Genomic DNA, 14008 nt, shown 5'->3' on the forward strand with positions numbered 1-14008 from the left:
CCTTAGCTCAGACGGCCGTGGCACTGTTTGTACTTTTTGCCGGAGCCGCACGGGCACGGATCGTTACGGCCCACTTTACGTTCGCCGGTTTGCGCCGCCAGATCCTGGGCTGCGGCTTCATCATCGCTCTGATGGCTGAGCTGCTGCATCTGCGCCAGGCGCTCGGCCTCTTCACGACGCTGCTGTTCCATCGCCTCGACTTCTTCCGGCATCCGCACCTGGACTTTGCTCAGGGTGCTGATCACTTCATACTTCAGTGACTCCAGCATCGCGGCAAACATTGAGAACGATTCGCGCTTGTACTCCTGCTTCGGATCTTTCTGCGCATAGCCGCGCAGGTGGATACCCTGGCGCAGGTAATCCATCGCCGCCAGGTGCTCTTTCCACAGCGAATCCAGAGTCTGCAGCATCACGCCTTTCTCGAAGTGGCGCATCATCTCGGCGCCGACCACTTCTTCTTTACGCTGGTAGGTTTCTACCGCGCTCTGCAGAATACGTTCGCGCAGGGTCTCTTCATGCAGCTCCGGCTCTTTATCCAGCCACTCTTTGATTGGCAGGTCGAGGTCGAAGTCGTTTTTCAGACGCTCCTGCAGACCTTCGATATCCCACATCTCCTCCAGCGACTGCGGCGGAATATGGGCATCGATCGTCGCCTTAAAGACGTCTTCGCGGATGCTGTTGATGGTTTCGCTGACGTCAGACACGTCCAGCAGCTCGTTACGCTGGGTGTAGATCGCCCGGCGCTGGTCGTTGGCCACATCATCATATTCCAGCAGCTGCTTACGGATATCGAAGTTACGGCTTTCCACTTTACGCTGGGCGTTGGCGATCGCCTTGGTGACCCACGGGTGCTCAATCGCCTCACCAGGTTTCATTCCCAGTTTACGCATCATGCCAGACACGCGATCGGAGGCGAAGATACGCATCAGGGCATCTTCCATTGACAGGTAGAAGCGGGAAGAACCGGCATCCCCCTGACGACCAGCACGGCCGCGCAGCTGGTTATCGATACGGCGAGATTCATGACGCTCGGTACCGATGATGTGCAGACCGCCTGCGGCCAGTACCGCATCGTGGCGTACCTGCCAGTCGGCTTTGATTTTCTCAATCTGCTCTGGCGTTGGGTTTTCCAGCGCAGCGACTTCCGCCTGCCAGCTACCGCCGAGCATAATATCGGTACCACGACCCGCCATGTTGGTGGCGATGGTCACCGCGGAAGGGTAGCCCGCCTGGGCGACGATATCCGCCTCGCTGGCGTGGAATTTGGCGTTCAGGACGTTGTGCTTGATGCCGGCTTTAGTCAGTTCGCGGGAAACCACTTCAGATTTTTCGATCGAGATAGTCCCCACCAGCACCGGCTGACCGGCAGCGGTACGAGTTTTGATATCTTCGATAATTGCCTGAATTTTTTCCGCTTCGGTCATATAGACCAGATCCGCCATATCTTTACGGATCATCGGACGGTTGGTCGGTACAACCACGGTATCCAGCTTATAGATAGAGCTGAATTCAAAGGCTTCGGTATCGGCTGTACCGGTCATCCCCGCCAGCTTCTCGTACAGACGGAAGTAGTTCTGGAAGGTGATAGAGGCCAGAGTCTGGTTCTCGTTTTGGATCTCCACGCCCTCTTTGGCCTCAACGGCCTGGTGCAGACCATCGGACCAGCGGCGGCCCTGCATCGTACGGCCAGTGTGCTCATCGACGATGATAACTTCGCCATCTTTGACAATGTAGTCAACGTCGCGGGTGAACAGCGCATGGGCGCGCAGCGCGGCGGTAACGTGGTGCATCAGCATAATGTTGGTTGGAGAGTACAGGGACTCACCTTCATCCATAATGCCTTCCTGTACCAGCAGCTCTTCAATCAGCACCAGACCACGTTCGGTCAGGTTAACCTGACGCGCTTTTTCATCCACCGAGAAGTGGCCTTCGCCAGTGAAAGTATCCGAATCCTCTTTTTCCTGGCGGATCAGATGCGGGATGATTTTGTTTACCTTGCGGTACATTTCAGAGCTGTCTTCCGCCGGGCCGGAAATGATCAGCGGCGTACGCGCCTCATCGATCAGGATGGAGTCCACCTCATCCACCAGCGCATAGTGCAGTTTACGCTGAACGCGCTCTTCCGGGCTGAAGGCCATGTTGTCGCGCAGGTAGTCGAAGCCGTATTCGTTGTTGGTGCCATAGGTGATATCGGCAGCGTAAGCTTCACGCTTCGCCGGCGCCGGCAGGCCGGACATGTTGATGCCAACTGTCATGCCCAGGAATTCAAACAGCGGGCGGTTATTTTCGGCGTCACGCTGGGCCAGATAGTCGTTGACGGTCACTACGTGAACGCCTTTGCCGGTTAGCGCGTTGAGGTACGCCGGCAGGGTCGCGGTCAGGGTTTTACCTTCACCGGTACGCATCTCGGCGATGCAGCGATCGTTAAGCACCATACCGCCCAGCAGCTGGACGTCGAAGTGGCGCATGCCGAATACGCGCTTACTGGCTTCGCGAACGACGGCGAAAGCTTCAGGGATCAGGCTTTCCAGCGTTTCGCCTTTTTCCAGGCGCGCGCGGAATTCAGCGGTTTTCGCTTTCAGCTCGTCATCAGAGAGTTTTTCCATCGCCGGTTCCATGCCGTTGATGATATTGACGACTTTGCGCATACGACGCAGCGTACGGTCGTTACGGCTGCCGAAAACCTTGGTTAACATTTTGATAAGCATAATAAAATCTCAAACGCCCCGCGGTGCGGAGTCACAAAAAATAGGATGGTCCGTGGTTATTTTCAGCTGAGACGTTGAGGCCCTGCGCGGATCCCCGCCACCTGGCTTATCCAGGCGCTGACGCGGAAGGCAGAATATGAAGAAGGGATGTAAACCGCCTGGCGGATCACCACCGGCGGCGTGCTGTCCTGCGTCAGCAGCGCGCTGAGGGTGTCGAGCAGCGCCAGATGCTGAGCCTGCAGCGGGGAAGTTTCTTCCGCCACCGGCAGCGCCTGCGGCGCCATGGCGAAGGAGAGATGACGAATAACGGTGCGAATGGCGTGCTGATGCCAGTAGTCGATGGTAAAGCTGGGCCGGCGATTCGTCTCCAGCAGCGCCAGCTGAGAGAAATTAACCTTGCTCGGATTGTGATTGCTGGCGGTCGCCTTCGCTGGCGCCGCGGTCTCGTGACCGTTGCTTAGCGCAGGCAGGCCGAGGCTGGCCGCGACCATCCCCAACAGGAGATGCGGCCAAAAATACCGTCTGCCAAACTGTCGCCAGCGCGTCAGCAATCCACTCACGTTCATTACCTTTCTTTGCTAGACCCGTCGTCGTTCAGGCTGTCTCTTTATTGATGTTTTTCGCAGGACAACCTGATGTCCACGGGGTAAAGCAACCCTGAGAAATAATTTTGCGCTCAAATACTAACATTAATACCGGCCTGAGGCAGCATGAATGAAGGCGATTGCCCGGCGAAAACGCTTAATAAAGCAGCGAACGCACGCTAATTATTATCCAGGGATCGCAGCGAAAATAACTGGAGGGTGCTATAAAAGAAAAACGACTGGCTCCCTGGTCGGAGAGAGTACCAGGTTACCAGTCGAATTTACTGAATGGTCAGGCTTACGCCAGAACCATCGACGGTGCGCGGAACGCCATTGGCAGTTTTGCGTCGTCTTCGAAGGTCACATACTCCCAGGCTTCCTGTTTTGCCAGAACCGCCTGCAGCAGTTTGTTGTTCAACGCGTGACCCGATTTGTACGCCGTGAATGCGCCGATAATGTTGTGACCACACATAAACAGGTCACCGATCGCATCCAGCATTTTGTGGCGAACAAATTCGTCTTCAAAGCGCAGACCGTCTTCGTTCAGTACGCGATAATCGTCAACAACGATGGCACAATCGAAGCTGCCGCCCAGGCACAGGCCGCGGGACTGCAGATATTCGATATCGCGCATAAAACCGAAGGTACGCGCACGGCTAATCTGACGCATGAACGCATCGGCCGAGAAGTTCAGCGTATAGCGCTGGGTGCTGGCATCAATCGCTGGATGGTTAAAATCGATGGTGAAGTCCAGCGAAAAACCATTGTACGGTTTGAATTCAGCCCATTTGTCGCCATCTTCAACGCGAACCGTCTCTTTGATACGTACAAATTTCTTGGCGCAGTTCAGTTCATCAATGCCGGCGTCCAGCAACAGATAAACGAACGGAGCCGCACTGCCGTCCATAATCGGGATTTCCGGCGCATCGACTTCAACAATAATGTTGTCGATACCCAGGCCAGCCAATGCGGCGTTCAGGTGTTCAACCGTAGAAATCCGCACGTCATGCTCATTAACCAGGCAAGTACAGAGCATGGTATCACGCACAGATTTGGCATCAGCCGGAAAATCTACCGGTGGATTCAAGTCGGTGCGACGATAGATGACCCCGGTATTTGCCGGCGCAGGGCGTAACGTCAGAGTGACTTTCTTGCCGGTATGCAAACCGACGCCAGTCGCCTGAACGATACGTTTAAGAGTCCTTTGTTTGATCATCGTATAATCTCGCCAATTTACCTATCCAACCGAAGTGTACACCACTATCGGGAGGCCAGTTTAGCACAAAGAGCGCAGATGCCCAACTTCCAGTCGATTCTTAATCGGCTTGCTTACGCAGGAAGGCTGGGATATCCAGATAATCCGGCTCTTTCGCGGTTTGCGGCGTATTGTCGTTCACCACTTTGGCTGCCGGCTTCTGCTCTTGCGTCAGCGGCGACATACCATGCTGCTGGTAACGATCCATCACCGGCTGCTGAACCTGCTTGTTGGTTACCAGGGTGATTTCCGGACGCTTATCCATGCCAATACCGGTCGCCACTACGGTCACGCGCAGCTCGTCGTTCATATCCGGGTCCAGAGAGGTACCGATAACCACGGTCGCATTATCCGAGGCAAAAGCACGGATGGTGTTACCCACAGTTTCGAACTCGTCCAGACGCAGGTCGAAGCCCGCAGTAATGTTGACCAGCACGCCGCGCGCGCCTGACAGGTCGATATCTTCCAGCAGCGGAGAAGAGATAGCCATTTCAGCCGCTTCTTCCGCACGGTCTTCACCGCTCGCCACCCCGGAGCCCATCATCGCGTAGCCCATTTCAGACATCACGGTACGGACGTCCGCGAAGTCGACGTTCATCAGACCCGGACGGGTGATCAGTTCGGCGATACCCTGCACCGCGCCTTTCAGGACGTCGTTTGCCGCGCCGAATGCGTCGAGCAGGGAAATTCCACGCCCCAGGACCTTCAGCAGCTTGTCGTTCGGGATGGTGATCAGTGAGTCAACGTGCTTGGACAGCTCGGTGATCCCCTGCTCAGCGAACGCCATGCGCTTCTTACCTTCAAAATTAAACGGCTTAGTGACCACCGCAACGGTGAGGATCCCCAGATCCTTCGCCACTTCCGCGACTACGGGCGCCGCGCCGGTACCGGTACCGCCGCCCATGCCTGCCGCGATGAACACCATGTCTGCGCCATCAAGGGCTGCGCGCAGCGCTTCACGGTCTTCATCAGCCGCGTTACGGCCGACTTCCGGGTTCGCGCCCGCGCCCAGACCTTTGGTAATACCGCTACCGATCTGGATAGTCTGGCCAACCGCCGTCTTACGCAGCGCCTGCGCATCGGTATTTACCGCGAAGAATTCAACACCCTCAATGCGCTCGCGCACCATGTGTTCAACGGCGTTACCGCCGCCGCCACCGACGCCGATGACTTTAATCACCGCGTCGTTGGTCAGTTCCATAGGTTCAAACATAGTTTCTCTCCGTCTTGTGCCTGTCGCCTGAGAACGCTAATTGTCTGCGTTCTCTTAAAAAATTAAAACTCTTTTCGCAGCCAGCTGTTGAGTCGCTTAATCCACGAGCCCACTGAGGCCGTCACGCGTTTTTCTACTTCCGCTTCACCACTGAGATGTGACTCTTTTCCGTAGTGCAGCAGCCCCACCGCCGTTGAATAATACGGCTCCTGGGCATAGTCGGTTAAACCGGTGATGTTCAGCGGCGCGCCAATGCGCACCTGAGTATGGAACACGCGCTGCGCACAGGCCGCCAGACCTTCAATTTGCGCCGCGCCGCCGGTTAACACAATCCCCGCCGCCAGATGATGTTTAACACCCTGCTGGCGGAGCTGTTCCTGCAGCTGCAGGATCTCTTCATTGACCAGGTTAAGCAGCTCGGTATAGCGCGGTTCAATCACCTCTGCCAACGTCTGACGCTGCAGGCTACGCGGAGGACGTCCACCAACGCTCGGTACTTCGACGTTTTCGTCTTTACCGACGATGGAACCCAATGCGCATCCGTGACGAACCTTGATGGCTTCGGCATCGCTCGGCGGCGTACCGAAGGCATAGGCGATATCGCTGGTCACCACGTTACCGGCATACGGGATCACTTTGGTGTGACGCAATGCGCCGCCGGTGTAGACGGCGATATCCATTGTACCACCGCCGATATCCACAACGCAGACGCCCAGCTCACGTTCGTCTTCTGTTAATACCGAATAACTGGCCGCTAACCCGGCGAAAATAAGTTGGTCAACTTTCAGACCACAACGTTCCACTGCTTTAACAATGTTTTTTGCCATATCGTTATGGCAGGTGATCAGATGCACCTTCGCCTGCATACGCACGCCGGACAGCCCTACCGGGTTTTTAATCCCTTCCTGGTAGTCGATAGCATATTCCTGCGGAATCACGTGCAGGACACGATGTTCATCGCGAACGCGAACCGACTTCGCGGTGTGGACCACGTTCTCGACGTCGTCCTGCGTCACTTCTTCTTCCGAAATCGGTACCATCCCGATTTCATTCTGACAGCTTATATGTTTACCCGAAAGTGCCAAATAAACTGATGAAATCTGGCAATCCGCCATCAGTTCGGCCTGGTCGATGGCGCGCTGTACGCATTTCACCACCGACTCGAGGTCGTTCACACCGCCTTTATCCATACCACGCGATGGGCAACTGCCCACGCCGATGATATTGATCATGCCGTCGGGCAGAACTTCCCCTACTAAAGCGGCCACCTTGGCGGTGCCAATCTCCAGTCCAACTACCAGTTTTCTGTCCGTCGCCTTGATCATTGTTGTTCTGCCTGTGCCTGATTCTGTTGTTGATTAGTTTCCTCTGCGGGAGCAGGTACCCAGCCCACTGCCGCACCCGAGTCATAACGCAAATCAACGTAGCTAATCCGTTTGCCGTCGGTCTGCGCCTGCTGCTGAAGAACCGGGTAGAGTTCCATAAAGCGCTGAAGCCGTTTCATGGTATCGCCACGGCCAAGGTTGAGCTTGATGTCATTATTAAGCGTCAACTGCCAGGAGCGACGGGCGGTCATCGCCGCCACTTTCAACGTGAATTTATCCTTTGCCAGCACCTGCCCCATGTCACGATACCCCTGCAGCACTTCGTTCTCGCTGCCTTCGGGGCCGTATAACATCGGTAAATTCTGTTTGCTGGTGCGATCCGCCGGCACGCTGAAGGCATTTCCTTCTGCATCCACCATATGTTGATCATTCCAGCGCGCTATCGGCACATATTCAACCAGATGAATCTTCAATTCATCGGGCCACTGCTTTCGGACGCTCGCCTGCTTAATCCACGGCAGACGTTCAATCTGGCTCTGGATGATGTTCACATCCTGAGTCATAAAGGTACCCGGCGAACCCAGCGCCAGGATCGCCTGACGGATGTCATCATTGCGCGTATAGTGGCGCTCGCCGGTCACCACCATCTTCGACAGCGGTAAGCGCTGCGCATCTTCCATCCAGCCAAGAACCATCCACCCGCTGACCAGCACGGTAAACAGCACCGCCAGCAGGAAAACGATCCCTGCCAGCCGCGTTCCATTACTCCGACGCGAAGAAGAAGCCTCTTCTTCATGGTTCCGCGTATTCAGCGCAGCCTGCGACATATCACCCCGCCAGGTCCAGAATTCGTACAACAAGCTGGGAGAAGCTCATTCCTGCCTGACGCGCCGCCATTGGCACAAGGCTATGGCTGGTCATGCCCGGGGAAGTATTCGCTTCCAGCAGATAAAACTGGCCATCGCTGTCCAGCATCACGTCAATACGGCCCCAGCCTTTGCAACCCAGAACATTCCAGGCTTTAAGTACCAGGTTCTGAATAGCTGACTCACGCGCGGGATCTTCAAATCCTGGGCAGAAATATTGCGTCTCATCAGAGAGATACTTCGCCTCATAATCATAGAAGGTTCCCGCGGCCTGGATACGTATTGACGGTAAAATTTCTTCACCGACTATGGCGACGGTAAATTCCGGTCCACTGAGCCATTTTTCGACCAAAACTTCATCATCATGCTGAAAAGCCAACGCCAATGCACTCGCTAAATCACAACTTTCGCTGACTTTCGACATCCCGACGCTGGAGCCTTCACGGCTCGGCTTGATGATGACCGGCAGACCCAGCGCCGCAATTTGCTGTTCGACGTCAGTAGACAGCCCGGCGGCAAACTGGGCGCGGGTCAGCGCCACCCACGGCGCGACCGGTAATCCGGCGCCCTGCCACAGCCACTTGCTGCGCAGTTTATCCATTGAAATCGCCGAAGCCATCACGCCGCTGCCGGTATAAGGCAGCTGGATTAACTCCAGCAGCCCCTGCAGAGTGCCATCTTCCCCGCCGCGGCCGTGGAGGGCAATAAACGCTTTCTTAAAGCCCTGCTTTTTTAGCTGGGTAATATCAACATCGCGCGGGTCGACCGGATGGGCGTCCACCCCGCCTTCACGCAGCCCGGCCAGCACCGCCGCGCCTGAATTCAGCGACACTTCACGTTCAGCGGAGGTTCCACCGAAAAGCACCGCGATTTTATCAGCCATGGCGCTCCTCCTCCGTTTTTTGCGGGATCAGTTTAATTTCAGCCAGGTGGCGGGCGATTTTACCGATGTTACCGGCGCCCTGCACCAGTACTAAATCGTTGCCGGTCAGGACTGACGCCAGCATCTCCGCGGCCTGGGTCGAATCGGGCACCAGGATCGGATCCACTTTCCCGCGACCGCGAATGGTGCGGCACAGCGAGCGGCTGTCGGCGCCCGGGATCGGTGCTTCGCCCGCCGGATAGACATCCAGCATCAGCAGGGCATCCACCTGGGTCAGCACGTTGGCAAAATCATCATACAGATCGCGGGTACGGGTATAACGGTGCGGCTGGAATACCATCACCAGGTTTTTATCCGGCCAGCCGGCGCGCGCTGCTTTAATGGTGGCGTCCACTTCCGTCGGGTGGTGACCGTAATCATCGATCAGCATCGCGCTGCCCGGTTTGCCGTTGACTTCGGCCAGCGGAAACTCGCCAAGAAAATCAAAGCGGCGTCCAGTTCCCTGGAAGCTCTCCAGTGCGCGCAGAATAGCCCGATCGTCAATCCCCTCTTCCGTCGCCACAGCGACGGCCGCCGCCGCGTTCAGCGCGTTATGGCGTCCCGGGGCATTGAGCGTCACCTGCAGGATCGCTTTATCCTGGCGCACCAGGCGGAAATGCCCCTGCGCCCCAACCTGACGATAGTCCTCGACGCGTACGTCGGCGTCGTCGCTAAAACCGTAGGTGGTGATCTGCCGGCCAACGCGCGGCAACAGTTCCCGGATCACCGGATCGTCCACGCACATCACCGCGCGTCCGTAGAACGGCAGGTTGTGCAGGAAGTTGATAAAGGTCTGCTTCAGATTCTCAAAGTCGCCATGGTAGGTATCCATGTGATCGGCTTCGATGTTGGTGACAATGGCCACCATCGGCTGCAGATGCAGAAACGACGCGTCGCTCTCATCCGCTTCCGCGATCAGGTAACGGCTATGGCCAAGACGGGCATGTACGCCCGCCGCTTTTACCAGTCCGCCGTTGACGAAGGTCGGGTCCAGCCCGGCCTCGGCGTAAATGCTGGATACCATCGCGGTGGTGGTGGTTTTGCCGTGGGTCCCGGCAATGGCGATCCCGTGGCGAAAGCGCATAAGTTCCGCCAGCATTTCGGCACGACGGATCACCGGGATACGCGCCTCATGCGCGGCAACGATTTCCGGGTTATCTGCCGAAATCGCGCTGGAAACGACAACCACGCTGGCATCACGCACGTTTTCCGGGCGATGGTTGAAATAAATGGTGGCGCCAAGCTGCGACAGCTGCTGGGTCACCGGATTCGGCGCCAGGTCGGAGCCGCTGATCTGGTAACCTTCGTTAGCCAACACTTCGGCAATACCGCCCATACCGGCCCCGCCGATGCCGACAAAGTGAATGTGCCGAACGCGACGCATCTCGGGCACTATGGAACGCAGTTTTGCCAAATCTTGTGTATTCATTCTTTACGCCATCAACTTCTGTATTCGGGCGGTGAAAATCACCGCAATTAGCGCGCCAAAGCTACGGCGCTGACCTCTTCTGCTACCCGCTCGGTAGCGTCCGGAATCGAAGCGCCACGCGCTCGTTCCGCCATATCCAGCAAGGTTTCCCGATCCCAGCTCGCCAGGGTAGAGGCAACCGCCTCTACCGTGAACTCAGGCTGTTCAAGAATTTTCGCCGCGCCGGCTTTCTCCAGCGGCAGCGCATTCCAGTACTGCTGACGATCTTTGTGCTGGAACGGGACAAACAGCGCTGGTAAACCTGCGGCCGCGATTTCGCTAACCGTCAGCGCGCCGGAACGGCAAACCACAACATCTGCCCAGGCATACGCCGCGGCCATGTCATCAATAAATTCCGTCACTTTATGCTGCGGCTGTCCGGCGGCGGCATAGGCCTGCTGCACGGTTTGCTGGCCGCCTTTGCCGCTTTGATGCCAGATGGTCACCGTAGCGCCGAGCTTCGCCGCCACCTGCGGCATCGTCTGGTTCAGGACGCGCGCGCCCTGAGAGCCACCGACCACCAGCACGCGAATCGGCCCCTGACGGCCAACCAGACGCTGACCTGGCAGCGGCAGCGCCAGTACATCGGTGCGCACCGGGTTCCCAACGACGTCCGCATGCGGGAACGCGCCGGGAAACGCCTGCATCACTTTCTTCGCAATCTTCGCCAGCCACTTGTTAGTCAGGCCGGCAATGCCGTTTTGCTCGTGGAGGACCACCGGGATCCCCAGCGACCACGCCGCCAGACCGCCAGGCCCGGAAACATAGCCGCCCATACCCAGCACCACGTCCGGCTGGAAACGCTTCATGATCGCCCGCGCCTGACGCCAGGCGTTAAAGATACGCACCGGCGCCAGTAGCTGCGCTTTGATACCTTTGCCACGCAGGCCGGAGATGCGGATAAAATCAATTTCGATGCCGTTTTTCGGCACTAAATCCGCTTCCATACGATCGGCGGTACCCAGCCAGCGAACCTGCCAGCCCTGGTCCATTAAATGGTGCGCGACCGCCAGTCCCGGGAACACATGCCCGCCGGTACCGCCCGCCATCACCATCAACCGCTTTTCCTGACCGCTCATCGCACACCCCGTGTAAACGCCTGGGCTTTTTCCAGACGCGTTTCATAATCAATTCGCAACAACAACATAATGGCCGTCGACATAATCAACAGACTGGAACCACCATAACTGATCAGCGGCAGCGTCAGACCTTTCGTCGGCAGCATCCCCGCCGCCGCGCCGACGTTAACTAACGCCTGGAAGCTAAACCAGATACCAATCGCACAGGCGAGGAAGCCGGAAAAGCGATGATCGATCTCCAGCGCTTTACGGCCAATCGACATGGCGCGGAAAGCGACGAAGAATACCATTAAAAGCGCCAGTACCACACCGATATAACCGAGTTCTTCGCCGATAATGGCGAAGATAAAGTCAGTGTGCGCTTCCGGTAAATACTCCAGTTTTTGCACCGAGTTGCCGAGGCCCTGCCCCCACATCTCGCCGCGGCCGAAAGCCATCAGCGACTGGGTCAGCTGGTAGCCGCTGCCGAACGGGTCTTCCCACGGGTTCCAGAAGGAGGTCACGCGGCGAATACGGTATGGTTCGGCGAGGATCAGCAGGACCACCGCCGAAATACCCATGCCGATAATGGCGATGAACTGCCACAGCTTCGCGCCGGCGAGAAACAGCATCGCCAGCGTGGTGACGAACAGGACCACCACGGTACCGAGGTCAGGCTGCGCCAGCAGCAGGATGGCCAGTACGAAAATCACGCCCATCGGTTTTAAGAAGCCGCGCAGGTTGTTACGCACTTCGTCGGCTTTACGCACCAGATAGTTGGCGATGTAGCAGAACAGCGACAGCTTGGTGAACTCCGCCGGCTGAATACGCAGCGGACCAAGGGCTATCCAGCGCGATGCGCCGTTTACCGAGCTGCCTACTACCAGTACGATCAGCAGCATGACGATCGAGGCGATTAGCATCGCGGTACTGTGGCGCTGCCAGAAATCCATCGGCAGACGTAGCGTAATCATCGCCAGCGCGAAGGCCAGCACAATGTACAGGCCGTCACGCTTGGCGAAGAGGAAAGGATCGTTCGCCAGACGCTGTCCGACCGGCATCGACGCCGAGGTCACCATAATAAAGCCGATCGCTGCCAGGCCGAAGGTGAGCCATAGCAGCATCCGGTCATACATCACCAGACTGTCGTTATCTTTCGGGCGCGAGCCCATCACCCAGCCTTTCAGCGCAGCGAATAGCCAGGCGAAAATAAACATCCCCGGCAATCGCGGCAGTCTCAGCCGAGGCAGGCTCAGCTGCGGCATTCTCAGGCGTGGGAGAGAGAAACGCATCAACCTAACTCCTTCGCCAGACGGGCAAACATCTCGCCCCGTTGTTCAAAGTTCTTAAACTGATCCAGGCTGGCGCAGGCCGGCGACAGGAGCACCATGTCCCCCGCTTTCACCAGGGGAGCAATCTGACGCATCGCCTGTTCCATAGTCTCAGTTTGTACCGCCACCTCAGGACGCAGCTCAGCGAGCTCGGCGCCATCGCGACCAAAGCAGTACAGGCGAATACGATCGCCGCCGAGGTAGCGCTTCAGCGGGGTGAAATCAGCGGACTTGCCGTCGCCGCCCAGCAGCAGATAGAGCGTGCCGTCCAGCTGCAGGCCGTTCAGCGCCGCCTCGGTGCTGCCGACGTTGGTCGCCTTCGAGTCGTTAATCCAGCGTACGCCGTTGTGATCCAGCACCAGCTGGAAACGGTGCGCCAGACCGGTAAAGGTGGTCAGCGCCTTCAGGCTGCTGGCCCGCGGCAGACCCGCGGCATCGGCCAGCGCCAGCGCCGCCAGGGCGTTGCTGTAGTTATGCTGACCGGTGAGAGGCATCTCTTTCACATTGAGGACTTTCTCACCTTTAACGCGCAGCCAGGTTTCGCCCTGCTGGCGGTTAAGGTGGTAGTCACCGACATCGACGCCAAAGCTAATGCAGCGTTCGTCCGCCCCGCGTACCGGCATGGTGAGCGCATCGTCCGCATTCACCACGCAGGTCTTCGCATTCTCGTAAATCCGCAGCTTCGCCGCGCGATACTGCTGCAGCCCCAGCGGGTAGCGGTCCATATGGTCCTCAGTCACGTTGAGGATGGTTGCCGCCACCGCCTGCAGGCTGGAGGTGGTTTCCAGCTGGAAGCTGGAGAGCTCCAGCACATACAGCTCTCGATCGGTGTCCAGCAGCATCAGCGCCGGCAGGCCGATATTGCCGCCCACGCCGACGTTAACTCCAGCGGCTTTCGCCATCTCGCCCACCAGGGTAGTAACAGTGCTTTTGCCGTTAGAACCGGTAATGGCGATAATCGGCGCCTGCGCTTCGCGGCAGAACAGTTCGATATCGCCAACGATCTCTACGCCAGCATCGGCCGCTGCGCTGAGCGAAGGATGGGCCAGCGCAATCCCCGGGCTGGCGACAATCAGGTCCGCCGCCAGCAGCCAGGTATCATTGAGTCCGCCGACATGGCATTCGACCGATTCGGGTAATTTATCCAACCCCGGAGGCGCGACGCGGGTGTCCATCACGCGCGGGGTTACGCCGCGCGCCATGAAAAAGTCCACGCATGACAGGCCGGTCATACCCAGCCCAATAATGACGACTTTTTTACCCTGATAATCTGCCATG

General features: G+C 57.5%; 11 protein-coding genes. All 11 read right to left on the bottom strand.

Annotated elements, in window-relative coordinates; translation table 11 throughout:
• Positions 1-2 precede the first annotated feature (2 nt).
• On the bottom strand, positions 3-2708 hold the full coding sequence (secA, locus tag KHQ23_RS03765) for a preprotein translocase subunit SecA (RefSeq protein ID WP_002888638.1): 2706 nt from the start codon (positions 2706-2708) through the stop codon (positions 3-5).
• A 62-nt stretch (positions 2709-2770) separates the two neighbouring features.
• Complete coding sequence (gene secM, locus KHQ23_RS03770) at positions 2771-3268, bottom strand: secA translation cis-regulator SecM (protein WP_211776924.1); 498 nt, start codon at positions 3266-3268, stop codon at positions 2771-2773.
• A 322-nt stretch (positions 3269-3590) separates the two neighbouring features.
• Positions 3591-4508: a UDP-3-O-acyl-N-acetylglucosamine deacetylase gene (lpxC, locus tag KHQ23_RS03775; RefSeq protein ID WP_002888632.1), complete on the bottom strand. Its 918-nt coding sequence runs from the start codon at positions 4506-4508 to the stop codon at positions 3591-3593.
• A 100-nt stretch (positions 4509-4608) separates the two neighbouring features.
• Positions 4609-5760: a cell division protein FtsZ gene (gene ftsZ / locus KHQ23_RS03780; RefSeq protein WP_002888628.1), complete on the bottom strand. Its 1152-nt coding sequence runs from the start codon at positions 5758-5760 to the stop codon at positions 4609-4611.
• A gap of 62 nt (positions 5761-5822) precedes the next feature.
• A complete protein-coding gene (gene ftsA, locus KHQ23_RS03785; RefSeq protein ID WP_002888625.1) occupies positions 5823-7085 on the bottom strand; it encodes a cell division protein FtsA in 1263 nt (420 codons plus the stop codon).
• Positions 7082-7912 carry a cell division protein FtsQ gene (gene ftsQ, locus KHQ23_RS03790; protein ID WP_002888624.1) on the bottom strand — a complete coding sequence of 277 codons (831 nt, stop codon included), beginning with the start codon at positions 7910-7912 and terminating at the stop codon, positions 7082-7084. Before ftsQ ends, ftsA begins: the two co-directional genes overlap by 4 nt.
• A 1-nt stretch (position 7913) precedes the next feature.
• Positions 7914-8834, bottom strand: a complete 921-nt coding sequence (locus KHQ23_RS03795; RefSeq protein ID WP_002888623.1) for a D-alanine--D-alanine ligase — start codon at positions 8832-8834, stop codon at positions 7914-7916.
• Positions 8827-10302, bottom strand: a complete 1476-nt coding sequence (gene murC, locus KHQ23_RS03800) for a UDP-N-acetylmuramate--L-alanine ligase (protein ID WP_004192000.1) — start codon at positions 10300-10302, stop codon at positions 8827-8829. Before murC ends, KHQ23_RS03795 begins: the two co-directional genes overlap by 8 nt.
• A gap of 47 nt (positions 10303-10349) precedes the next feature.
• On the bottom strand, positions 10350-11420 hold the full coding sequence (murG, locus tag KHQ23_RS03805) for an undecaprenyldiphospho-muramoylpentapeptide beta-N-acetylglucosaminyltransferase (protein WP_002888566.1): 1071 nt from the start codon (positions 11418-11420) through the stop codon (positions 10350-10352).
• Positions 11417-12691, bottom strand: a complete 1275-nt coding sequence (ftsW, locus tag KHQ23_RS03810; protein WP_002888565.1) for a cell division protein FtsW — start codon at positions 12689-12691, stop codon at positions 11417-11419. The genes murG and ftsW overlap by 4 nt, the downstream gene beginning before the upstream one ends.
• Positions 12691-14007 (bottom strand): UDP-N-acetylmuramoyl-L-alanine--D-glutamate ligase, encoded by a 1317-nt coding sequence (gene murD, locus KHQ23_RS03815; RefSeq protein WP_004151364.1) that lies wholly within the window; start codon positions 14005-14007, stop codon positions 12691-12693. The genes ftsW and murD overlap by 1 nt, the downstream gene beginning before the upstream one ends.
• Between the last annotated feature and the right edge of the window lies 1 nt (position 14008).

It is taken from the genome of Klebsiella sp. 64 (assembly GCF_018223915.1).
In the GTDB taxonomy this organism is placed as follows: domain Bacteria; phylum Pseudomonadota; class Gammaproteobacteria; order Enterobacterales; family Enterobacteriaceae; genus Klebsiella; species Klebsiella pneumoniae.

Bases quoted from the DNA above. Each gene is read 5' to 3' on its own strand.
- secA (WP_002888638.1), bottom strand. From the start codon at position 2,708: ATGCTTATCAAAATGTTAACCAAGGTTTTCGGCAGCCGTAACGACCGT.
- murD (WP_004151364.1), bottom strand. From the start codon at position 14,007: ATGGCAGATTATCAGGGTAAAAAAGTCGTCATTATTGGGCTGGGTATG.
- murG (WP_002888566.1), bottom strand. From the start codon at position 11,420: ATGAGCGGTCAGGAAAAGCGGTTGATGGTGATGGCGGGCGGTACCGGC.
- ftsW (WP_002888565.1), bottom strand. From the start codon at position 12,691: ATGCGTTTCTCTCTCCCACGCCTGAGAATGCCGCAGCTGAGCCTGCCT.
- KHQ23_RS03795 (WP_002888623.1), bottom strand. From the start codon at position 8,834: ATGGCTGATAAAATCGCGGTGCTTTTCGGTGGAACCTCCGCTGAACGT.
- ftsZ (WP_002888628.1), bottom strand. From the start codon at position 5,760: ATGTTTGAACCTATGGAACTGACCAACGACGCGGTGATTAAAGTCATC.
- ftsQ (WP_002888624.1), bottom strand. From the start codon at position 7,912: ATGTCGCAGGCTGCGCTGAATACGCGGAACCATGAAGAAGAGGCTTCT.
- lpxC (WP_002888632.1), bottom strand. From the start codon at position 4,508: ATGATCAAACAAAGGACTCTTAAACGTATCGTTCAGGCGACTGGCGTC.
- ftsA (WP_002888625.1), bottom strand. From the start codon at position 7,085: ATGATCAAGGCGACGGACAGAAAACTGGTAGTTGGACTGGAGATTGGC.
- murC (WP_004192000.1), bottom strand. From the start codon at position 10,302: ATGAATACACAAGATTTGGCAAAACTGCGTTCCATAGTGCCCGAGATG.